The following is a 21,297-nucleotide window of genomic DNA, read 5'->3' on the forward strand; positions in this document are numbered from 1 at the left end:
AATCCGCCCATGTGCCAACTGCTGGGACTCAACTGCGCCACGCCCACCGACGCGTCGTTCAGCTTCACGGGCTTCTGCGACCGCGGCGGCAAGACCGACCACCACGCCGACGGCTGGGGCATCGCCTTCTTCGAGGGCAAGGGCCTGCGCCTGTTCATCGACCACCGCAGCGCGCACGACTCGCCCATGGCGGCCTTCCTGCAGGGCTATCCGCTCAAGAGCCGCAACATCATCGCGCACGTGCGCAAGGCCACCATCGGTGAGGTGGCGCTGGAAAACGCCCACCCTTTCGTGCGCGAGTTGTGGGGACGCCAGTGGGTGTTCGCGCACAACGGCGACCTCAAGGACTACGCGCCGAATCTGCACAGCCACTTCCGCCCTGTGGGGTCCACCGACAGCGAGCGCGCCTTCTGCTGGCTGATGCAGGAGCTGGCCAAGTCGCACGCCGGACTGCCCAGCGTGGACGAGCTCACCCGCACCCTGCGCGAGCTGGTGCCGCAGGTGCGCGGCTTCGGCAGCTTCAACTTCCTGCTCTCCAACGGCGAGGCGCTGTGGGCCCACTGCAGCACCAAGCTGCACTGGCTGGTGCGCCAGCACCCGTTCTCGCAGGCCACGCTGAAGGACCGGGACTGGACGGTGAACTTCGCCGACCTGAACCAGCCCGGCGACCGCGCGGCCGTGATCGTGACCACGCCACTCACCAGCAACGAAACCTGGACGCCCTTCGCGCCCGAGGAACTCAAGGTTTTCGTGGACGGCCTGCCGGTGGGCTGATCGATCCGCCGCCGGGCCGCCCCAAGGCGGATCAGCCCCCTCGGGGGGCAGCGACCCGCGCAGCGGCGGAGCGTGGGGGCCTCATGTCAGGCGTCGAGCACCAGCCGCGCCGAGCGGCAACGCGACACGCAGACCATCATGGATTGGTTCGCCGCGCGCTCGCTTTCGGTGAGGATGCTGTCGCGGTGGTCCACCTCGCCTTCCAGCACGCGCGTCTCGCAGGCGCCGCACAGGCCTTCTCGGCAACTGTGGTCGGGTGTCAGGCCCGCTTCCAGCATGGCGTCCAACACCGAGCAGTCGGCGCGCACCTCGATGCGGCGCGCGCTGCGGCGCAGCTCCACGGTGAAGGTGGCGGCCTCGGGGGCGTCGGCCGGCGCTGGCGCGGCGGCGAAGCGCTCGATGTGCGCGTTGGGCAAGCCCAGCGCCTCGCAAGCCGACAGGAAGGCCTCCAACATGGCGCCAGGGCCGCAAGCGTAGAGGTGGCTGTCTTTCGCGTATGGAGTCAAACGGGCGCGCAGGTCCGGCGGGCCGCCGGCCTCGTCGTCGAAATGCCAGTGCACGCGCAGCGAGGGCGATGCCAGCTCGTTCAGGCGTTCGACGAAGGCCGCGTCGGCGCGCGAGCGCGCGCAGCAGATGAGGTCCGCCGGACGCCCGAGTCCCGACAGGCGCTCCAGCATGCACAGGATGGGCGTGATGCCGATGCCGCCCGCCACGAACACCGAGTGCCCGGCCGATTCGTGCAGGGCGAAGTTGTTGCGCGGCGCCGAAATCGTCAGCACCTGGCCCACGCGCAACTGCTCGTGCACGAAGACCGAACCGCCACGGCTCTTGCGGTCCTTCAGCACGCCGACCACGTAGCGCCCCGCTTCGCCGGCCGGGTTGAGCAGCGAGTAGCTGCGCACCAGCCCATTGCCCAGGTGCAGGTCGATGTGCGCGCCCGGTTCGTGCGGCGGGAAGACCACGCCCGCGTGTTCGGGGCGCAGCTCGACGCTGACCACGTCGCGCGCCTCGTAGCGCAGACAGTGGACACGGGCCTTGAGCGTGGCGGTTGTCATCGCGAGCGCCTCACATGATGTGCAGGCCACCGTCCACCATCAGCGTGGTGCCGGTGATGAAGGACGCCTCGGCCGAGGCCAGCCACAGGATCGGCGCGGCGATTTCCTCGGGGCGGGCCCAGCGGCCGATCAGGGACGTGTCCTTGCGCTCGGTGCGCAACTGCTCCACGCTCTTGCCCGCCGCGCTGGCGCGACCGACGTGGAAGTCCGTCAGCGTGGAGCCCGGGCACACCGCGTTGGCGCGCACGCCGTGTGCCGATTCCTCGAACGCCAGCGTGCGCGTGAACGCCAGTTGCGCGGCCTTGGTGGCGTCGTACAGCGCCATGCCCCGGCGGCCGGTGACGGCGTAGCACGAGGACACGTTGACGATGGCACCCGCGCCCGAGCGGCGCAGCGCCGGCAGCGCGGCCTGGCAGTAGTTGGACATGCCCGCGAGGTTCACCGCCACGATGGCCTGCCAGTCGGCGGGCGATACGTCCGCCGCCGGCAGGTAGTTGCGCATGGCGGCGTTGTTCACGAGCGCATCGAGCGCGCCCCACTCGTTCACGCACCACGCCACGGCGGCCTGCGCGCCGGCCGGGTCCGACACGTCGGCCGCGATGCCCGTCACGCGCGCCCCGGGCTGCGCCTCGAGGATCGCCGCACGCGTGCGCTCCAGCGCCTGCGGATCGGCGTCCACCATCGCCACGGCCGCGCCCTCGCGGCAGAACAGGGCGGTCGCGGCCGCGCCGATGCCGGCGCCGGCGCCCGTGATCAGGGCCACCTTGCCCGCCAGTCGCATCGATGCCATGCCGCCCTCAGTCCAGCTTGACGCCGATGTCCTTGACCACCTTGCCCCAGCGCCGGGTCTCGGAGGCGATCCAGTTGCCGAACTCGCGTGGCGAGCCGGCGACCACCTCGAACTCCATCTCGTGCAGACGGGCCTGGATATCGGGCGACCTCAGGATCTTCACCATCTCGTCGTTGTAGCGCTGGATGATGTGCGGCGGCGTGCCCGCCGGCGCGAGGAAGCCGATCCACGAGGTGGCCTCGAAATCCTTCAGGCCCGACTCGGCCAGCGTGGGCACGTCGGGTGTGCTGGGGAAGCGCTTGAGGCCGGTGCTGGCCAACAGGCGCAGCTTGCCTTCCTTGACGAAGCCCTGCACGTTGCCCGGCACGAAAAAGCCGGTCTGCACCATGCCGGCCACCAGGTCAGACACGGCGGGCGCCGCGCCGCGGTAAGGAATGTGCGTGATGTTGAAGCCGGCTTCCGACTTCATCATCTCCATCGTCAGGTGCGAGGCGCTGCCCACCGAGACCGAACCGTAATTCAGCTTCTCCGGGTGGGCCTTGGCGGTGGCGATGAAGTCCTTGACGTTGGTGATGCCGGTGGCCGGGTTCACCACCAGGTACTGCGGCGCCTTCACCGCCAGCGTGATGGGCGCCAGGTCCTTGATCGGGTCGAAGGGCATCTTGCTGAAGAGGCTCACGTTGATGGCCAGCGGCCCGTTGTAGCCCACCAGCAGGTGGTGGCCATCGGGCGCGGAACGAACGATGTCCAGCGTGCCGATGTTGCCGCCCGCGCCGCCCTTGTTCTCCACCACGAAGGGCTGGCCGAACACCTCCTGCAGCTTGGGCGCGACCAGGCGCGCGAGCACGTCGTTGGTGCTGCCCACGATGGGCACCATGATGCGCACCGGTTTGGTGGGCTTCCAGTCGGCCGCACTCTGTGCCCACGCGGGGCTGGCGGCGGCCACGCCCAGCAGGGCGGCGGCGAGAAGGGATCGGCGTGGGAACATGTCGTGTCTCCTGTGGTGGTTGTGGGGTGACCGGCTCAGGCCTTCACAGGCTGAACACCGGCTTGTCGATGCTGTTGGCCAGGTGCTCCCTGGCCCACTCGACGGGGTTCTGCTCCTTCGGCAGCAGCACACCCGCGGGCCGCACCCGTTGCTGGCTGGCGTCCAGCGCGGGCGGGGTGGTGCCCTGTTCGATGCCCATCGCGGCCTCCGACAACATGCGCCTCGCCATCACGATGGCTTTGTCGGTAGGCAGCAGCTGCTCGGCCTCGTGGTTCTGGATCGGGCCCATGCTCTCCTGCAGCGAGTAGTCCTGCGCGGAGAAACCGAAGACGCCGCTGTACGAGCGCTTCTCGCGCTGCGCCACGCGGTCCATGCCGTAGTCGTTGTCGCGGTTGGCCTTGGGGATGAAGCTGCCCGGCGCCTCATATTCGACGTGGATGCCCTGGCCCGCTTCCATCGCCGCGCGCTCCTCGTCCGACAGCGGGCGGAAGGGCTGCCAGTTGATGCTCCAGGCCCAGCAGTGGTGGTCGTCGATGGGCACCCACACGTGGCCGCCCAGCGCGTGCTCGCCGAAGGGCGCGATCAGTGTGAACCAGGGAAACAGCCACTGCGTGACGCGCCAGTAGTAGGAATCGGGTTCGCCATTGCGGCGGCCGAACAGGCCCAGGCCATAGGGCGTCTTCTCGATCTCGAACACCACGTTGCCGTCGGCCTTGATGTAGTCCAGCGCCTTCACGCCCTGGTGCATGGGGTCGGTGTCCACCTCGTAGCGGTGCACGTAGGACACGTGCGCGGTGTCGATGCCGCCTTCCATGGCCTGCAGCCAGTTGCTGTACTGCAGCCGCTTGGACACGAACACGTGGCTGTCGGGCAGGGTGCACCACTCGATCTCCGGCGGCGCGGGCTGGTGCTCGGCCGGGCCCATGTAGGCCCAGACGATGCCGCCGCGCTCCACGCAGGGGTAGCCCTTGATGTGCATGCGCGCGCAGGACTGCGGCGAGGACGGCACGTCCACGCATTTCCCGTCGCCGTCGAACTTGACGCCGTGGTACGCGCAGCGGATGCCGTTTTCCTCGTTGCGGCCGAAGTACAGCGACACGCCGCGGTGCGAGCAGAACTCGCTGATCAGGCAGGCCTTGCCGTCGGTGTTGCGAAAGGCCAGCAGCTTTTCGCCCAGCAGTTGCACGCGCACCTGCGGGCCATCGGCCTCGGGGATTTCCTTCGACGCCAGCGCGGGCACCCAGTAGCGGCGCAGCAGCGCACCCATGCGGGTGCCGGGGCCGACGCGGGTCAGCGTCTCGGACATTTCCTTGTTCATCCAACATCTCCTGCGTGGTTTGTCCTCGTGGCGGACAGTTGACTCATTATGTGGACACGTTTGATCTGTGTCAACAGGTGATCGCCATGTCCATCAGATGGACAATCTGGCTGCGTAACATCGCAAATCAACGCCACATTCGGGGAAGCAGCATGGAAACGGCCGAAAAAGCAGGGGAAGGTGTCCGCGCAGTGGACAGGGCACTGGACATCCTGATGGCCTTTACGGCCACCGACCACCGCCTGACGGCGGGCGAACTGGCCAAGCGCGTGGACCTGAGCCGCCCCACGCTGTACCGCCTGCTGCGCACGCTGGAGCACAAGGGCTTCATCGTGTCCTCGGGCGAGCCGCAGCGCTTCGAGCTGGGCCCGTCGGTGGCCAACCTGGCGCACGTGTGGGGCGCGGGCCTGGACATCGCCACCGTGGCGCAGCCCATGATGCGCCACCTGTGGGAGGCCACGGGCGAGACCGTGTCGCTGCTGGTCCACCAGGGCGCCATCCGCACCTGCGTGGCCGAGCTGCCCAGCGCGCAGCCGCTGAGCTTCAAGCGCGGCGTGGGCTACAGCACCGACGTGACCCTGGGCGCCAGCGGCCGCGTGATCCTGGCGCACGTGGCCTCGCCCGAGGCCTACCTGGGCGGCGAAGGCGCGCGCGACAGGGACCTCGCCGCCTACCTCGACCGCCTGCGGACCATCCGCGAACAGGGCTACGAGATCAGCCGCGACGAACTCATCAAGGGCGCCGTGGCCATGGCCGTGCCCTACTTCGGCGGCGACGGCCAGGTGAAGGGCTCGCTGGCCGTGTTCGGCCCCGGCGTGCGCGTGGACGAGGAGCGCGTGCGCGCGATCGTGGCGGTGCTGAAGGAAGAAGGCGGGCACCTGTCGGCGGCGCTGGGGTACCGCGCACGCTAGGGCAATCCCCCACCCCGCGCGACTCGGCGGGTACACCCCCCGGTCTATCATCGACGCGCACCCTTCCCGGCGGGACCACCCGCCTTCGCCCTCAGGAGACAAGACATGCAACGACGCCATTTCGTCGCCGGCGGCCTCGCCGCCGCCAGCCTGCCCCGCTTCGCCTTCGCCCAAGGACTCGAGAAGCCCAAGTGCACCATCGCCGTCGGCGGCAAGAACCTCTTCTATTACCTGCCGCTCACCATCGCCGAGCAACTGGGCTACTTCAAGGACGAGGGCCTGGACCTCACCATCGTCGACTTCGCCGGCGGTTCGCGCGCGCTGCAGGCCGTGGTGGGCGGCAGCGCCGACGTGGTCTCCGGCGCCTTCGAACACACGGTGAACATGCAGTTCAAGGGCCAGCCCATGCGCGCCTTCGTGCTGCAGGGCCTCGCGCCGCAGATCGTGCTGGGCGTGAACCCCAAGACCATGGCCAACTTCAAGTCGGTGGCCGACCTCAAGGGCAAGAAGATCGGCGTGACCGCGCCGGGCAGCTCCACCAACGTGCTGGTGAACTTCGTGCTGGCCAAGGCGGGCCTGAAGCCCAGCGACGTGAGCATCGTCGGCGTGGGCGCGAGCAATGGCGCCGTGGCCGCCATGCGCGCGGGCCAGATCGACGCCATCAGCAACCTCGACCCGGTGATCACCCTGCTGCAGCGCTCCGGTGATCTGAAGATCGTGTCCGACACGCGCATCGTGAGCGAGGCCGAGAAGGTCTTCGGCGGCCCCATGCCCGCCGGCTGCCTGTACTGCCCGCAGCCCTTCATCGACAAGAACCCCAACACCGTGCAGGCCATGACCAACGCCATGGTGCGCGCCAACAAGTGGATCCAGAAGGCCGGCCCGGGCGACATCATCAAGGTGGTGCCCGAGAGCTACCTGCTCGGCGACCGCGCGGTCTACATCGACGGCTTCCTGGCCGCGCAGAAGGCCCTGTCGCCCGACGGCACCTTCCCCGCCAAGGGCTCGGAGACCGCCTTCCGCGCCCTCGGCAGCGTGGACCCGGCGATCGCCAAGGCCAAGCTCGACCTGAACGCGGTCTACACCAACAGCTTCGCGCAGAAGGCCAACAACAAATACCCGAAAGGCTGAGATGTCGGCACCGGCGATCGAACTGCAGGACGTCGCCTGCACCTTCATCAGCAAGGAGGCCCCCGGCCAGCGCTACACGGCGGTGGAACACGTGGACCTGACGGTGGGCGCGGGCGAGTTCGTCAGCGTGGTGGGGCCCACCGGCTGCGGCAAGAGCACGCTGCTCAACGTCGCGGCCGGTCTGTTGGAGCCCAGCAAGGGCGGCGCGCGCATCTTTGGTGAACCGCTGCAGGGCATCAACCCGCGCGCGGGCTACATGTTCCAGAGCGAGAGCCTGATGCCCTGGCGCACCGCGCTGCAGAACGTGATGGCCGGCCTGCAGTTTCGCGGCGTGGGCGAGCGCCAGGCCCGCGAGCAGGCCGACGACTGGCTGCGCCGCGTGGGCCTGGGCGGCTTCGGCGACCGCTACCCGCACCAGATGAGCGGCGGCATGCGCAAGCGCACCTCGCTGGCGCAAACGCTCGTGCTCGACCCCGACATCATCCTCATGGACGAGCCCTTCTCGGCGCTGGACATCCAGACGCGGCAGCTGATGGAGAACGAGGTACTGCAACTCTGGGCGGAAAAGAAAAAAGCGGTCCTGTTCATCACCCACGACCTGGACGAAGCCATCGCCATGAGCGACCGCGTGGTGGTGATGTCGGCCGGCCCGGCCAGCCGCCCCATCGGTGACTTCGCCATCGACATCCCGCGCCCGCGCGATGTGGCCGAGGTGAAGTCCACGCCGCGCTTCCTCGAGCTGCACGCCGCCATCTGGGCCGTGCTGCGCGACGAGGTGCTCAAGGGTTATCAGCAACAACTGCGCAAGGTCGCCTGAGTTCGAGCATGTGGAAGTTTCTCAAGCCCCGCCCGGGCAACCTCACGCTGTGGCAACTCGCGCTGCTGGTGCTCATCTTCGTGTTCTGGCACGTGATGACCACGCCGGGCCTGGTGCCCACCTTCATGTTCGACAACGACCGCCAGGCCGCGTTCTTCTTCGGCGAACCGCTGAAGATCTTCGCGCGCATCTGGGCCTGGTTCGTGGGTGACGCCGACATCTACGTGCACCTCTGGATCACCCTGGCCGAGACGCTCATGGCCTTCGGCATCGGCGCCGTCACCGGCCTGGCGGGCGGGCTGTGGCTCGCCCTCTCGCCCATGGCCTCGGCCATCCTGGAGCCCTACATCAAGGCGCTCAACTCCATGCCGCGCATCATCCTGGCGCCCATCTTCGCGGTGTGGTTCGGCCTGGGCATGGGCTCCAAGGTGGCGCTGGGCGTCACCCTGGTGTTCTTCATCGTCTTCTTCAACGTCTACCAGGGCGTGAAGGAAGTGAGCCCCGTGGTGCTGGCCAACGCGCGCATGCTGGGCGCCAGCCAGAAGCAGCTGCTGCGCCACGTGTACCTGCCCAGCGCCACGAGCTGGGTGTTCAGCTCGCTGCACACCAGCGTGGGCCTGGCCTTCGTGGGCGCGGTGGTGGGTGAATACCTCGGCTCATCGCAGGGCGTGGGCTACCTCATCCTGCAGGCCGAAGGGCAGTTCGACATCAACACCGTGATGGCGGGCATCCTCGTGCTCACCGCCTTTGCGCTCGTGCTGGACGCGATGGTCGGGCGCATCGAGAAGCGGCTGATGAAGTGGCAGCCGAAGGCGGGGGAGACGGAGAAGCTGTGAGCGCTCGCTCACCGTTGGCAGGCCAGAAACCAGGCCACCAGCGCATTGGCGTGCCCATGGCCCAGGCCGTGCTCCGACTTGAGCCGCGCCACCAGCTCCATGTGCTTGAGCGGGCCCGCCTGGCGCAGCACGCCCATCCAATGCTCGACGGGCTGACCGTACTTCTTCTCGATGGAAGGAAAGTAGGACGCGGGGCCCTGAGGTTTGTCGTTCGTGGCCATGGAGGTCTTCTCTCGCGCGGGGGTGGACAAAACGCCGTGGCGGCCCGCGCGCCCGGCCACCACTGAACATGACGACGGCCATGGGACCCTGGAATCGACAGCGGCCCTGAAAAAAAAAAGCGAGCGTTGCACGGCCTGTCGTGGCCACCACCCCGCGAGCGCGCCGGTTTGGACGAGACAATGCGCCCGATGCAAACCGCGAAGGACAACGAAGCCCCCATGCGACGGCCACTGCCGCCGTTGGCGGTGGTGTTGGCCTACCGCTGGCGGCCGCGCGGCTGGCTGGTGTCCGAGCCGCGCCGGCAGACCTTCGCCTGGTCGATCTCGCTGCTGGTGCACGCGCTCGTCCTCAGTTTGACCTTCGGCGACGGCCTGGACCTGCCGGGGCTGGAGTTGCCGTGGAAGGAGCGGCGCACCGAGGTGCCGGAACTGCGAGCGCGCCTGTCACCGCCACCAGCGCCCGCCGCTGACGCGGCGCCGCCCGCCAGCGCGTCCGCGCCCCGCCCCACCCCGCCGGCGCCCCAGAGCGCCGGGGCCCTGACGGTGCTCGACCACGCCGCGCTGCAGGCGCGACGGCAGGAGGCCCAGCGACAGGAAGCCTTGCAGCAGGCGGCCGCGCGCCGCGAAGCCCAACGCGCGGAAGCGGCGCGCCAATTGGCCGAGCGGCGAGCGGCCGAGCGCCGGGCCGCGGCTCGGGCGGCGGCGGCACAGCGCGAGGCGGCCCGGCAGGCCAGGGCACGCGAACTGGCGGCCCAGCAGGCCGCGGCGCGCGAGGCGGCGGCCAGGGAAGTGGCGGCCAGGGCGGCGGCCGAACAGGCCGACACCGCCCGGCAAACCGCCGAACGTGAGGCGGCCGCCCGACAGGACGCGGCGCGGGTCGCGGCCGACCAACAGGAAGCGTCCCGGCAAGCCGCCATGCGCCAGCAGGCCGAGACCGAGCTGGCGGCCCGCGAAGCGGCCGAACAGGTGGCGGCCCAGCGCGCAGAGATGGAGCGCCTGGAAGTCGAACGTCAGGACGCCCTGCGGCAGGCCACCGCGCGGGAAGCTCAGCAACAGCAGCAACAACAGGACGTCGAGCGACAGGAAGCGCTTCGGGAGGCCGCGCAGCGGGCAGCCGAACAGGCGCAACAGGCCGAACGCGAGGCCGCCGCTCGGGAGGAGGCGGCTCGGCAGGAAATCGCTCGCCAGGAGGCGGCCCGCCAAGAGAGCGCCCGCCAGCAAGCCGCGCGGGCGGAGGCCGCACGGGCAGAAGCCGATCGGCTGGCCAACGAACAGTTGGCCCGCGAGCGCCTGGAGGCGCAGCGCCAGGCCGAGCAAGCGGCGCAACGGTTGGAAGCGGAGCAACAAGCCGCCGCACAGCGCGAAGCCGCTCGGCAGGCGGCCGAGCGGGCCGAGGCCGAACGCCTCGCGGCGGAACAGCAGGCGGCGCGTGAGGCCGAACAGCAGGCGGCCGAGGCTGCACGACAGGCCGCTCAGCGCGAAGCGGCTGCGAGGCAGGAGGCGCAGCGAGCAGCCGAGGCCGAAGCCGAAGCCACTCAACGCGCAGCCGAGCGGCTGGCCAACGAACTGGCGGCCGCGCAACAGGCCGCAGCTCAGGCTCAGGCTCAGGCTCAGGCTCAGGCTCAGGCTCAGGCGCAGGCGGCGAGGCTCGAGGCCGAAGGCCAGGCGGCGGCTCGCGCCGCGGCGACGGCGGCAGCCGCAGCGGCGGCACAAGCCACCGCCCAGGCAGAAGCCGCCCGACTGCAGGGCGAGCGCGAGGCCGCCGCGAGGACCGAGGCCGCGCGCCTGCAGGCGGAACGCGCGGCCGAGGACGAGGCCCGCGAGGAGCGCCGCCGCGCCATCGGCCGCCAGCTCAACGAGGAAGCCGATCGCCGCGCCGCCGCCGAGGCCGAGGCGCAGCGCAACCCCACCGTCAGTTCCCTGCGCCGCGTGCGGATGTTCGGCCGCTACGACCCCAACCGCGAGCTCGTGCTCTACGCCGAGGCCTGGGCCAAGCGCATCGAAATGAACATGCCGGTGGACCTGGTGCGACAGGCCGCGAAGCAGCGCTACACCGACCCGGTGGTGAACGTCGCCATCCGCAGCGACGGCTCGATCGAGTCGGTGACCGTGGTGCGCACCAGCGGCGTGGCCGCCATCGACGAGGCCATCCCGCGCATGATCCACGGCATGGTGCACCTGCCCTTCACGCCCGCCATGTCCCGCCTCTACGACGTGATCGAGATCCGCCGCAGCTGGCACTTCGACGTGGCCGTGCGCCTGTACTGAAGCGGGCCACTCGCCCGCGAGGGAACCTCCCTCGTCGACACGGTCTTTCGGTCTGCGCACACTACGGGGCTTTCCACCAGACCAGGAGCCCGGCATGTCCCTTCGCATCAACGACACCGCACCGAACTTCACCGCCCAGACCACGCAGGGCGTGATCGACTTCCACGACTGGATCGGCGACGGGTGGGCGATCCTGTTCTCGCACCCCAAGGACTTCACGCCCGTCTGCACCACCGAGCTGGGCTACATGGCGCGCATCAAGCCCGAGTTCGCCAAGCGCAACGCCAAGCTCATCGGCCTGTCGGTGGACCCGGTGGAGAGCCACGGCAAGTGGGTGGCCGACATCGAGGAAACGCAGGGCGCCACCGTCAGGTACCCCATGATCGGCGACGTCGATCTGAAGGTGGCCAAGCTCTACAACATGCTGCCGGCCGAAGAGCCCGGCACCGCCGACGGCCGCACCGCCGCCACCAACGCCACCGTGCGCTCGGTCTTCGTCATCGGCCCCGACAAGAAGATCAAGCTGATGCTGACCTACCCCATGACCACGGGCCGCAACTTCGACGAGATCCTGCGCGTGCTCGATTCGATGCAGCTCACCGCGAAGCACAAGGTGGCCACGCCGGTGAACTGGAAGCAGGGGCAGGACGTGATCATCGCCGGCTCGGTGAGCGACGAGGATGCGAAGACGCTGTTTCCCGAGGGCTGGAAAGCGCCCAAGCCCTACCTGCGCATCGTCAAGCAGCCGCGCTGAGCGAAGCCGCCGCCCCGGGGCTTCACACGGGGGCTTTGGGCGGGGGCGTGTCGATCGCCGCGGGCTCGGCTGGCGCAGCCGGGGCCGGATCCTGCGTCAGCGTGAGCAGGATGTCGGCGTACCAGGCGCCGTTCAGTCCCAGGGACTCGTCCAGCACCTGGTCCCGGTTGCCCATGTCCAGGCGCGAGGAATGGATCCCCAACAACCGCCAGGGCAAGGCCCCGGTCGCAGGCCCGGTGTCGCGCATCACCACCGGCGCCCCGCTGATGCCGCGGTGCGCGCGCCCGTCGGTGAGGAACATGCCCTGGCTCTGGAAGCGAATGCCGAATGGTGAGGCGATGGCCGCGCGGCGCAGCACCGGCAGCTGGTGCACCTCGTCCTGAAAGCCCAGCGGAAAGCCCACGATGAACACCGTGGCGTCCACCGGCACGGCACCGAAGTCGCGGATCAGATGCTCGGGCGTGAAGGCGAACAGCACCGCTTCGTCCGGCAGGGCCTCGCGCTCGACTTCCAGCACGGCCACATCGATGTCACCGCCGCCGTCCTGCCCCTGGCGCCACGCGGCGATGCCGTCCGCGTAGAGCAGCATCGAAAAGCTTGTGCAGCGGGTCAGGTTCTTCGCATCCAGGTGCAGCGTGATCTCGATGCGGTCGGGCCGGTGGTCGCTGTCCTCGTCGATGAACACGTGCCGGCTGGTCGCGAGGAACAGGCGCTCCCCGCGCTGAAAGAAGAAGCCGCTCGCGTTGGTGAGCGACTGCTCGCCGTTGAAGGTGGAGATCTTCGGGGTGGCGAGAAACAGCGGGTCCACCGGCGGCGAGGCCATGGCCACGTTGGCGGGGACGGGCGGGGTGGTGGCTGGCGTGTTCATGGCTCAGTGTGGGGCAAGCGGGCGTCCTGGCGCGGCATCACCTGGTAACACATCGCTTCAGCCCAGCGCCGCCTCCAGCGCGTCCACGAACATGGCCGGCACGTCGAAGCCGGTCTGTTGCTGGATCTCCTGGAAGCAGGTGGGGCTGGTGACGTTGATCTCGGTCACGCGGTTGCCGATCATGTCCAGGCCCACCAGCAGCAGGCCGCGCGCCGCGAGCGTGGGTGCCATGGCCTCGGCCACGGCGCGGTTGTCATCGGACAGTGGCTGGGCCACGCCCTTGCCGCCGGCCGCCAGGTTGCCGCGCACCTCGCTGCCCTGAGGAATGCGCGCCAGCACGAAGGGCGCGACCTTGCCGCCGATCAGCAACAGGCGCTTGTCGCCCTGCACGATCTCGGGCAGGTAGCGCTGCACCATCACGCTGGTGGCGCCGCCCTGGTTGAGGGTTTCGGTGATCGAGCCCAGGTTCAGGCCGTCTTCCTTCACGCGGAAGATGCCCATGCCGCCCATGCCGTCCAGCGGCTTGAGGATCACGTCGCGGTGCTCGGCGTGGAAGGCGCGCACGTCGTCGGCCGAGCGAGTGACCAGCGTGGGCGGCGCAAACTGCGGCCATTCCATCAGCGCCAGCTTCTCGGGGTGGTCGCGCAGCGCGGCCGGCTTGTTGAAGACGCGCGTGCCCTCGCGCTCGGCCTGCTCCAGCAGGTGGGTGGCGTAGAAGAACTCGCTGTCGAAGGGCGGGTCCTTGCGCATGAGCACGGCATCGAAGCCGGCCAGGGCCTCGCGGCCCTCGCCCGCCACATCGAACCAGTGGTCCAGCTCGCCCGTGAGGCGCAGGTGCCGCACGCGGGCCGTGACACGGCCGCCGCTCACCCACTGCAGGTCGCGCGGTTCGCAGGCCGCCAGCGTGTGGCCGCGGCGCTGCAGCTCCCGCATCATCGCGAAGGTGCTGTCCTTGTAGGTCTTGAAAACTTCGAGCGGGTCGGCAACGACCAGAATCTTCTTCGTCATGGGCGGGGAGGTGTTTTCGCGAGGCCGTACTGTTGCACAAAGAGCGCGACGGCGCCGGCCACCACCCCCCAAAAGGCCGAGCCGATGCCGGCGATTGCCACGCCGCTGAGCGTGACGAGAAAGGTGATGAGCGCGGCCTCGCGGTGCTGCTCGTCCTTGAGCGCGGCGTGCAGGCCGCCGCCGATGCTGCCCAGCAGGGCGATGCCCGCGATGCCCATCACCAGCTCGCGCGGAAACGCGATCAGCAGGCCGGTGACCAGCGCCCCCACCAGGCCGATGGCCATGTACAGCGCGCCGCAGACCACGGCGGCGGTGTAGCGCTTCTCGCGGTCCGGGTGGGCTTCGGGGCCCATGCAGATGGCGGCGGTGATGGCCGACAGGTTGAGCGCGAAGGCGCCGAAGGGCGCCAGCAGCAGCGTGGCCACGCCCGTGACGGTGAGGATGCGGGAGATCGGCATGTCGTAGCCGGCCGCGCGAATGGCCGCCACGCCCGGCAGGTTCTGCGAAGCCATGGTGACGATGAACAGCGGCAGCGCCAGGCTGGTGAGGGCGGCCACGCTGAAGCTGGGCGCGGTGAATACCGGCACCGCCCATTCGAGCGTGAGCGCCCCGGCATTGAAACGGCCGGCGGCCACCACTTGCGCCACGCCCGCGAGCAGCGTGAACACCACCGCATAGCGCGGGGCCAGGCGGCGCGACACCAGATACACCAGCAGCATCAGCACCACCAGGGCCAGGGCGGTCTGCGCCGCGCCGAAGGCCTGCAGGCCGAAGCGCGCCAGCACGCCGGCGAGCAGCGCCGAGGCGATGGCCATGGGGATGCGGTTCATCACGCGCTCGAACCAGCCGGTGGCGCCCGCCAGGGTGATGAGCGCCCCGCAGATCAGAAAAGCGCCAATGGCCTCGGCCATGGTGAAGCCGCCCGCGAGGCCCGCGCTGGCCAGCACCGCCGCGCCGGGCGTGCTCCAGGCCACCATCACCGGCTGGCGCAGGATGAGCGAGGGAATCGCCGAGCACAGTCCCATGCCCAGCCCCAGCGCCCACATCCAGGAGGTGATCTGCGCCGGCGTGGCGTTGAAGGCCTGCGCCGCCTGGAAGACGATGGCCACCGAACTCGTGAAGCCCACGAGCACCGCGACGAAGCCGGCGGTGGCGGCGGAGAGGCTGAGGTCACGGAAGAATCGCATCGCGCGATTCTGCCGGGAGTCCGCCCGGGGCCTAGATCTCGACCTTGGAGCCGAGCTCCACCACCGCGTTCGCCGGCAGGTGCAGGAAGGCCGCGGCGCCGGCGGCGTTGTGGTGCATGGCGGCGAAGAGCTTTTCGCGCCAGGGCGCCATGCCGCCGCCCAGCGTGGGCGTGACCACGTCGCGCGAGAGGAAGTAGCTGGTGGTCATGGGCTGGAGCTCGCAGCCGCGCAGGCGCAGGGGCTCCAGCGCGGCGGGCACGTCGGGGTCGTTCTTGAATCCGTAGTGGATGGTGACGGCCCAGCAGTCGTGGCCCAGAGGCTCGACCTCCAGGCGTTCGTTGAAGCCGATCCAGGGCACCTGATGCGAGCGCACGGTGACGAACAGGTTCTGCTCGTGCAGCACCTTGTTGTGCTTGAGGTTGTGCAGCAGCGCGTTGGGCACGATGCCGGGCTCGGCCGTCATGAACACCGCCACGCCCGGCACGCGCAGCGGGGGCTCGACGAACACCGCATCGAGGAAGCCGTTGAGGTCCAGCGACTCGGCCTGCTGCGCCTTGGACATCAGTCGACGCCCCTGCTTCCAGGTCATCATGAGCGTGAACACCCCGCCACCGATGACCAGCGGAAACCAGCCCCCGTGGAACAGCTTGAGCATGTTGGAGCTGAAGAAGGCCAGGTCGATCAGGAAGAACGCTCCGGTGGCGGTCACGCACAGCCACAGTGGGTACTTCCACGCGTGACGGATGACGAAGAAGGTGAGCGTGGTCGTGATGAGCATGTCCAGCGTGACCGCGATGCCGTAGGCCGAGGCGAGGTTGCTGGAGGACTTGAACATCACCACCGCGAGCACGATGGCGGTGAACAGCGCCCAGTTCACGAACGGGATGTAGATCTGCCCCGTGTCGCGCACGCTGGTGTGGCGCAGGTTCAGGCGCGGCAGGTAGCCGAGCTGGATGGCCTGCTTGGTGACGCTGAAGGCGCCCGAGATGAGCGCCTGGGAGGCAATCACCGTGGCCATGGTGGCCAGCGCCACCAGCGGCAGCAGGGCCCAGGTGGGCGCCATCCGGTAGAAGGGGTTGCTCACCGCGCTCGGGTCGGCCAGCAGCAGGGCGCCCTGGCCGAAGTAGTTGAGCGTGAGGCAAGGCATGACCACCGAGAACCAGGCCAGGCGGATCGGCTTCTTGCCGAAGTGGCCGAGGTCGGCGTAGAGCGCCTCGGCGCCCGTGACGGCCAGCACCACCGCTCCCAGAATGATGAAGCTGGTGCCCGGCTGTTCCCACAGGAAGCGCAGCGCGTGGTGCGGGCTGAGCGCGCCCAGGATCTCGGGGTGGTGCACGATGTGCGAGATGCCCAGGGCGGCCACGGCAAGGAACCACAGCAGCGTGATCGGCCCGAAGTAGCGGCCAATGCCGCCGGTGCCGCGCTTCTGCACGGCGAACAGCACCAGCAGCACCAGCAGGGTCAGCGGGATGACGTAGTGGTGCAGCGCCGGCGAGATCACCGTGAGGCCCTCGACCGCCGAGAGCACGGAGATCGCCGGGGTGATGACGCCGTCGCCATAGAACAGCGAGGTGCCGAAGATGCCGATCACCAGCAGGGACCGGCGCAGCGCGGGCTTGTCCTTCACCGCGTTGGCGGCCAGTGCCAGCATGGCGATCAGGCCGCCTTCGCCCGCGTTGTCGGCGCGCAGCACCAGCACCACGTACTTGAGCGAGACGATGGTCGTCAGCGTCCAGAAGATGATGGACAGGACGCCATAGACGTTGGCGTGGGTGAAGGGAACGTGGCCGGATCCGAAGATCTCTTTCACGGCGTACAGCACGCTGGTGCCGATGTCGCCGTAAACCACACCGATGGCGCCGAGCGTGAGGGCGGCCAGCGAGGACGGAGCGCGGGAGTTCAAACCGGAGGCCCCGCCGGAAAACCACGGGGCGTGTGCGTCAGGAGTGGGCGATTCTGCGCCTCTGCCCGGGTGGGCGCCACCGGGTGTGGCCCCTGAAACCGGTCCCGGCGGGGTTTTTGTTGCATTGCAGCAACCTGGCGGGCCCTCAGTCCAGGTTCTCGGCCTCGGGGTCCGTGGCCTCCAGCTCGTAGCTGGCGGCCAGCATGGCCAGGCGGCCGATGACGCCGTACATGTAGAAGCGGTTGGGCACGCTCGCGCCGGGTTTCACACCGGGTTGCGGCAGTTGCGCGCTCTGCTCGAAGGCCAGGGGCACGAAGCTCGAGCCCGGGGCGTTGAGGTTCTCGTCCTCGCCGCGGTCGGCGTGGATGCGGTAGAAGCCGCCGACGACGTAGCGGTCCATCATGTAGACCACCGGCTCGGCCACGGCGCTGTTGATGCGCTCGTGCGTGAGCACGCCTTCCTGGATCAGCACCTCGGAGACGGCCTGCCCGCCCTGCCCCGTGGCCATGCGGGCCTTGGTCTTGGGCGAGAGCTTGTCGATCTCCTTGGCGTCTCGCACGGTCATGATGCCCATGCCGCCTGTGCCGTTGTCGGCCTTGACGACCACGAAGGGCTTCTCGTTGATGCCGTATTCCTTGTACTTGCGGCGCACCTTGGTGAGCAGCGCGTCGGTGTTGCTGCGCAGGCACTCCAGGCCCGCATCGGCTTCGAAATCCACCTCGCCGCACTGGGCGAACAGGGGATTGATGAGCCAGGGGTCCATGCCCAGCAGCTTGCCGAAGCGCTTGGACACTTCTTCATAGATCTTGAAGTGCGTGCTCTTGCGGCGCGTGGGCCAGCCGCCGTGCAGCGGCGGCAGCAGATACTGCTCGTGCAGTTCTTCCAGGATGCCGGGCACGCCCGCGCTCAGGTCGTTGTTGAGCAGGATGGTGCAGGGGTCGAAGTTCTTCAGGCCCAGGCGGCGCTTGCCGCGCGTGAGCGGCTCCAGCGTGACGTGGCTGCCATCGGGCAGGTCGATGCGCGTGGGCTGGGTGACGTCGTTGGACAGGGAGCCCAGGCGCACGTTGAGCCCGGCCATGTAGAAGATCTTCTGCAGCGTGGCCAGGTTGCTCAGGTAGAAGGTGTCGCGGGTGTTCTCGGGCACCAGCAGCAGGTTCTTGGCCTCGGGGCAGATCTTCTCGATGGCGGCCATGGCGGCCTGCACCGCCAGCGGGATCATCTCGGGCGTGAGGTGGTTCCAGCCGCCGGGAAAGAGGTTGGTGTCCACCGGTGCGAGCTTGAAGCCCGCGTTGCGCACGTCGACCGAGGTGTAGAACGGCGGCGTGTGCTCCATCCATTCCAGCCGGAACCAGCGCTCGATGACCGGCGTGGATTCGAGGATGCGCTGCTCGAGCTCGTTGATCGGGCCGGTGAGGGCGGTGACGAGGTGGGGGACCATGGCGGGTGCGGGACCGGGGCGGGACGGCCAGTGTAAATGGGGACGGTGACGGGTATTCCAAGGTCCCCCGGCTGCTGCACCCTCAGCCCCCGGCCAGCGGCTCGCTCGGCTCGCTCGTGAAGCCCCGGCACACGGCGGCGAGCTTGTTGCCGTCGGGGTCGCGCACGTAGGCGGCGTAGAAGTCGGGGTTGTAGTGGGGGCGCAGGCCGGGCTCGCCCTCGCTGCGGCCGCCGTGGGCCAGCGCGGCGGCGTGGAAGTCGCGCACCTGCTGCCAGTTTGCCGCGGCGAAGGCCACCATGCTGCCGTTGCCCACGCCCGCGGGGCCACCGTCAAAGGGCGTGCACAGCCAGAGCGCGAGCTGCACGCGGCCCTCGTCTTCGTATCGGCCCCAGCCGATCCAGCCGGGCTCTTCCGTGCCGGGCGGTTCGGCGCGCACCTGCCCGAGCGCGCCGAGCACGGCGTCGTAGAAGCGCGCGGCGCGCGCCAGGTCGTCGGTGCCCAGGGTGATGTAGGTGAACATGGGCGCTCCTTGGGCAAGCGATCTCAGCCGGACGCCTTGAGCGCCGTCACCTCGATCTCGATGCGCATGCGCGGGTCGGCCAGGCCGGCGGAGATCATCATGGCCGCCGGCCGCACCTCGCCGAAGAAACGGCGCAGCACGGGCCAGGTCTTGGGGAATTCGCCGCCGTCGGGCAGCACGTAGTTCACGCGCACCACGTCGCGCAGACTGGCGCCGGCCTGTTGCAGGGCGGCCTCGATGTTGCGCAGGCACTGCTCGGTCTGCGTTTCGATGTCGGGCGCGATGGTCATCGTGGTGTAGTCGAAACCCGTGGTGCCGGAGACGAAGACCCAGTCGCCCTGGACGACGGCGCGCGAGTAGCCGATCTCCGCCTCGAAGGTGGAGCCGGACGAGATGAGGGTGCGGGACATGCTCAGCGGCCCAGGTAGAGAAGCACGAGGCCGAGCGCGGCCGGCACGGCCTGCACGAACAGGATGCGCTTGCTGGCCGTGGCGGCGCCATACAGGCCGGCCACCAGCACGCACAGCAGGAAGAACACCTTGACCGCGAAGCCTTCCGGCCCGAGGAACAGGCCCCAGAACAGGCCGGCCGCCAGGAAGCCGTTGTAGAGGCCCTGGTTGGCCGCCAGCACCTTGGTCTGCGCGGCGAACTCGGGCGTGAGATTGAAGGCCTTCATGCCCTTGGGCTTGTCCCACAGGAACATCTCGAGCACGAGGATGTAGACGTGGATGAGTGCGACAAGCAGCACGACGACATGGGCGACGGTGGCGAGCATGAGGGAGGTCCTTGGGTGTGGTGGGCTCAGGCCACCTCATCGTAGCCGCGCCCCAGCCACTGCAGGAAGCAGAAGCCGTGGCCGAAGGGGTCGCGCAGGCAGGCCTGGCGGCCCCAGACGAAATCCTCGATCGGCAGGTCCAGCGTCGCGCCAGCGGCCATCGCCTGGTGCGTGGCGGCCTCCACGTCGGGCACCACGAAGTCCAGGTGCACGGGCGTCCAGTGCCGGCCGTAGTCGCGCACCAGCGTGGCCTGGGGCACGGGCGTGGTGCGGGGCTCCTTGAGCAGGAGCATCACGCGCAGGCCCGCGCCTTCCAGCTCGGCCACGGTGTCGTCGAACAGGCGGCGCACCAGCGTGAGGCCGGTGGCGCGCGCATGGAACTCGATGGCGGCGTCGAGATCGGGAACGTCGATGTTGATGATCGCCTGCATGGTGTTCGTCGAGATCCGTTTCAGCGCAGCAGGGCCATCGCCGCGCACACCACGGCCAGCGTCGGCGCCAGCGTGCGCACGTGGTTCCAGAATGTCCATTCGCGCACGTAGCGCGGCCAGTACCCGGTGGCCTCAGGCGCATCGGCGTCCAGGCGCGCCAGGCGTTCGTTGCGTGGCACGTTGAAGGCCATGGTGACGCCGAAGCAGCCCAGCACGTAGAGCAGGCCGGCGGCGACCATCCAGGCCGAGGCCACCCCGCGCCAGTCGAACACGGCCAGGCCGATGGCCAGCAGCCCCAGCACCGCCGTGCCCATGAAGCAGCCCAGGAACATCGGGTTGAGCACCACCACGTTGATGCGCTGCATGGCGGCCACGCCCTGCGCGGCGGGCAACTGCGCCAGTGCCTTCATCACGAAGGTGGAGAAGGCGAAGAACACCCCCGCCATGAGGCCCGAGCCGACGATCAGGGCGATGGCGAGGGCCGCGTTCATGTGCTGGCCATGGGCGTTTCATTGGCGGCGCGAAACGCGCTCGCGCGCTCGGCCTCCAGCGGCCGGATCTCGTAGCTCAGCCCGCAGGCCAGGCAGGGGTTCTTCGCCGCGATGCGCGCGGCCTCATCCAGGCTGTCGGCCACGATGAACCAGTAGCCGCCGATGATTTCCTTGGCCTCGGTGAAGGGCCCGTCGAGCACGCGCTCGCGGGTGACGAGCCGGCAGCCCGTGCCCAGCCGGCTGCCGCCCTTGAACACGCCAGCGGCGGCCTGCTCGTCGAACCACCCATAGAACGCGTCGATGGCGCCCTGGATCTGTTCGGGGGATTGGTCGGCGTCCCATTGGCCTCGGGACAGCAGCAGGAATTCGCTCATGGACGGGTGTCTCCAGTGGAAGGGGAATCAGTCGGCAAGGTGCGCGCCCGCCGCGGCCAGCAATTCGCGCAGCACCGAACGGTGGCAGCGTTCCTCGTGTTCGCAGTAGCAGCCCACGGAAAAATCGCTCTGGTGGGACAAGGCCGCGAGCAGCGCGACGGCATGCGCATTCTCGGGTGCGGCCATTTCGGCGCGGTAACGGCGTGTGAACACGACCCAGTCGGCCGGCGTCTCGGCCTGCTGGCCGAGCTTCATGGTGTCGGGGCTGGGCGCGAGGTTGGGGAACCACACGTCGTACCAGTCCTGGCGCGCGAACTCGCTCTTGGGCACGCCGCGCGGCGGGCGCCGCACCGTGCCGACGCGCAGGCCTTCGTTCTTCGCTCGCGGGCTGCCGAGCCGCACCACCCTGATCGCCATGTCTGCCTCCGGTTCCGTTGGA

24 protein-coding genes are annotated in these 21,297 nt (G+C 69.2%); 7 read left to right on the plus strand and 17 right to left on the minus strand.

Annotated elements, in window-relative coordinates; translation table 11 throughout:
* Positions 1 to 9: 9 nt before the first annotated feature.
* Positions 10 to 774: a class II glutamine amidotransferase gene (locus tag GTO19_RS00415; RefSeq protein ID WP_291016506.1), complete on the plus strand. Its 765-nt coding sequence runs from the start codon at positions 10 to 12 to the stop codon at positions 772 to 774.
* Positions 775 to 860: 86 nt separating this feature from the next.
* Here the strand turns inward: GTO19_RS00415 and GTO19_RS00420 are convergent, their stop codons facing one another.
* Genes GTO19_RS00420 through GTO19_RS00435 form a run of 4 tightly spaced genes read right to left on the minus strand, consistent with a single transcriptional unit; the run spans position 861 to position 4,925 of the window.
* Positions 861 to 1,829 (minus strand): PDR/VanB family oxidoreductase, encoded by a 969-nt coding sequence (locus GTO19_RS00420; protein WP_291016508.1) that lies wholly within the window; start codon positions 1,827 to 1,829, stop codon positions 861 to 863.
* A gap of 10 nt (positions 1,830 to 1,839) precedes the next feature.
* A complete protein-coding gene (locus tag GTO19_RS00425; RefSeq protein ID WP_291016511.1) occupies positions 1,840 to 2,619 on the minus strand; it encodes an SDR family NAD(P)-dependent oxidoreductase in 780 nt (259 codons plus the stop codon).
* A 7-nt stretch (positions 2,620 to 2,626) separates the two neighbouring features.
* Positions 2,627 to 3,607 carry a tripartite tricarboxylate transporter substrate binding protein gene (locus tag GTO19_RS00430; RefSeq protein ID WP_291016514.1) on the minus strand — a complete coding sequence of 327 codons (981 nt, stop codon included), beginning with the start codon at positions 3,605 to 3,607 and terminating at the stop codon, positions 2,627 to 2,629.
* 43 nt (positions 3,608 to 3,650) lie between these two features.
* Positions 3,651 to 4,925: an aromatic ring-hydroxylating dioxygenase subunit alpha gene (locus GTO19_RS00435; RefSeq protein ID WP_291016517.1), complete on the minus strand. Its 1,275-nt coding sequence runs from the start codon at positions 4,923 to 4,925 to the stop codon at positions 3,651 to 3,653.
* A 152-nt stretch (positions 4,926 to 5,077) separates the two neighbouring features.
* Between GTO19_RS00435 and GTO19_RS00440 the strand changes: the two genes are divergently transcribed.
* The 4 genes from GTO19_RS00440 to GTO19_RS00455 all read left to right on the plus strand — a co-directional run bounded on the left by GTO19_RS00440 (position 5,078) and on the right by GTO19_RS00455 (position 8,620).
* A complete protein-coding gene (locus tag GTO19_RS00440) occupies positions 5,078 to 5,836 on the plus strand; it encodes an IclR family transcriptional regulator (protein ID WP_291016519.1) in 759 nt (252 codons plus the stop codon).
* A gap of 105 nt (positions 5,837 to 5,941) precedes the next feature.
* Entirely contained in the window at positions 5,942 to 6,967 is a 1,026-nt protein-coding gene (locus GTO19_RS00445; RefSeq protein WP_291016522.1) for an ABC transporter substrate-binding protein, read from the plus strand.
* 1 nt (position 6,968) lies between these two features.
* Positions 6,969 to 7,784 carry an ABC transporter ATP-binding protein gene (locus tag GTO19_RS00450; protein ID WP_291016525.1) on the plus strand — a complete coding sequence of 272 codons (816 nt, stop codon included), beginning with the start codon at positions 6,969 to 6,971 and terminating at the stop codon, positions 7,782 to 7,784.
* A gap of 8 nt (positions 7,785 to 7,792) precedes the next feature.
* The gene (locus GTO19_RS00455) at positions 7,793 to 8,620 is read left to right on the plus strand and encodes an ABC transporter permease (RefSeq protein WP_291016528.1); all 828 of its coding nucleotides are present in this window, start codon (positions 7,793 to 7,795) and stop codon (positions 8,618 to 8,620) included.
* Between the two features lie 8 nt (positions 8,621 to 8,628).
* Here the strand turns inward: GTO19_RS00455 and GTO19_RS00460 are convergent, their stop codons facing one another.
* A complete protein-coding gene (locus GTO19_RS00460; protein ID WP_291016530.1) occupies positions 8,629 to 8,841 on the minus strand; it encodes a DUF4287 domain-containing protein in 213 nt (70 codons plus the stop codon).
* Positions 8,842 to 9,030: 189 nt separating this feature from the next.
* Between GTO19_RS00460 and GTO19_RS00465 the strand changes: the two genes are divergently transcribed.
* Both GTO19_RS00465 and GTO19_RS00470 read left to right on the plus strand, forming a co-directional pair.
* On the plus strand, positions 9,031 to 11,109 hold the full coding sequence (locus GTO19_RS00465) for a TonB C-terminal domain-containing protein (protein ID WP_291016533.1): 2,079 nt from the start codon (positions 9,031 to 9,033) through the stop codon (positions 11,107 to 11,109).
* Between the two features lie 94 nt (positions 11,110 to 11,203).
* Complete coding sequence (locus GTO19_RS00470) at positions 11,204 to 11,863, plus strand: peroxiredoxin (protein ID WP_291016535.1); 660 nt, start codon at positions 11,204 to 11,206, stop codon at positions 11,861 to 11,863.
* 22 nt (positions 11,864 to 11,885) lie between these two features.
* Here GTO19_RS00470 and GTO19_RS00475 read toward each other — a convergent pair whose 3' ends face one another.
* The 12 genes from GTO19_RS00475 to GTO19_RS00530 all read right to left on the minus strand — a co-directional run bounded on the left by GTO19_RS00475 (position 11,886) and on the right by GTO19_RS00530 (position 21,275).
* The gene (locus GTO19_RS00475; RefSeq protein ID WP_291016538.1) at positions 11,886 to 12,731 is read right to left on the minus strand and encodes a serine protease; all 846 of its coding nucleotides are present in this window, start codon (positions 12,729 to 12,731) and stop codon (positions 11,886 to 11,888) included.
* Positions 12,732 to 12,788: 57 nt separating this feature from the next.
* Positions 12,789 to 13,739: a glutathione synthase gene (gene gshB / locus GTO19_RS00480; RefSeq protein WP_291016540.1), complete on the minus strand. Its 951-nt coding sequence runs from the start codon at positions 13,737 to 13,739 to the stop codon at positions 12,789 to 12,791.
* Entirely contained in the window at positions 13,736 to 14,926 is a 1,191-nt protein-coding gene (locus GTO19_RS00485) for a benzoate/H(+) symporter BenE family transporter (RefSeq protein ID WP_291016542.1), read from the minus strand. Before GTO19_RS00485 ends, gshB begins: the two co-directional genes overlap by 4 nt.
* A 31-nt stretch (positions 14,927 to 14,957) precedes the next feature.
* Positions 14,958 to 16,829, minus strand: coding sequence for a potassium transporter Kup (locus tag GTO19_RS00490; protein ID WP_291016544.1), 1,872 nt, complete (start codon positions 16,827 to 16,829; stop codon positions 14,958 to 14,960).
* 145 nt (positions 16,830 to 16,974) lie between these two features.
* Complete coding sequence (gshA, locus tag GTO19_RS00495) at positions 16,975 to 18,267, minus strand: glutamate--cysteine ligase (protein ID WP_291016546.1); 1,293 nt, start codon at positions 18,265 to 18,267, stop codon at positions 16,975 to 16,977.
* A gap of 82 nt (positions 18,268 to 18,349) precedes the next feature.
* Complete coding sequence (locus GTO19_RS00500) at positions 18,350 to 18,787, minus strand: VOC family protein (protein WP_291016548.1); 438 nt, start codon at positions 18,785 to 18,787, stop codon at positions 18,350 to 18,352.
* A 23-nt stretch (positions 18,788 to 18,810) separates the two neighbouring features.
* The gene (locus GTO19_RS00505) at positions 18,811 to 19,197 is read right to left on the minus strand and encodes a RidA family protein (RefSeq protein WP_291016550.1); all 387 of its coding nucleotides are present in this window, start codon (positions 19,195 to 19,197) and stop codon (positions 18,811 to 18,813) included.
* Between the two features lie 2 nt (positions 19,198 to 19,199).
* Positions 19,200 to 19,562 (minus strand): DUF1304 domain-containing protein, encoded by a 363-nt coding sequence (locus GTO19_RS00510; RefSeq protein WP_291016552.1) that lies wholly within the window; start codon positions 19,560 to 19,562, stop codon positions 19,200 to 19,202.
* Between the two features lie 26 nt (positions 19,563 to 19,588).
* Positions 19,589 to 19,993 carry a VOC family protein gene (locus GTO19_RS00515; protein WP_291016553.1) on the minus strand — a complete coding sequence of 135 codons (405 nt, stop codon included), beginning with the start codon at positions 19,991 to 19,993 and terminating at the stop codon, positions 19,589 to 19,591.
* Between the two features lie 20 nt (positions 19,994 to 20,013).
* Positions 20,014 to 20,484: a DUF1772 domain-containing protein gene (locus GTO19_RS00520; protein WP_291016555.1), complete on the minus strand. Its 471-nt coding sequence runs from the start codon at positions 20,482 to 20,484 to the stop codon at positions 20,014 to 20,016.
* Positions 20,481 to 20,858 (minus strand): YciI family protein, encoded by a 378-nt coding sequence (locus tag GTO19_RS00525; protein ID WP_291016557.1) that lies wholly within the window; start codon positions 20,856 to 20,858, stop codon positions 20,481 to 20,483. Before GTO19_RS00525 ends, GTO19_RS00520 begins: the two co-directional genes overlap by 4 nt.
* A gap of 27 nt (positions 20,859 to 20,885) precedes the next feature.
* Positions 20,886 to 21,275: a DUF488 domain-containing protein gene (locus GTO19_RS00530; protein ID WP_291016560.1), complete on the minus strand. Its 390-nt coding sequence runs from the start codon at positions 21,273 to 21,275 to the stop codon at positions 20,886 to 20,888.
* Positions 21,276 to 21,297: the final 22 nt, after the last annotated feature.

This window comes from Hydrogenophaga sp. (genome assembly GCF_011772445.1).
GTDB lineage: Bacteria > Pseudomonadota > Gammaproteobacteria > Burkholderiales > Burkholderiaceae_C > Hydrogenophaga.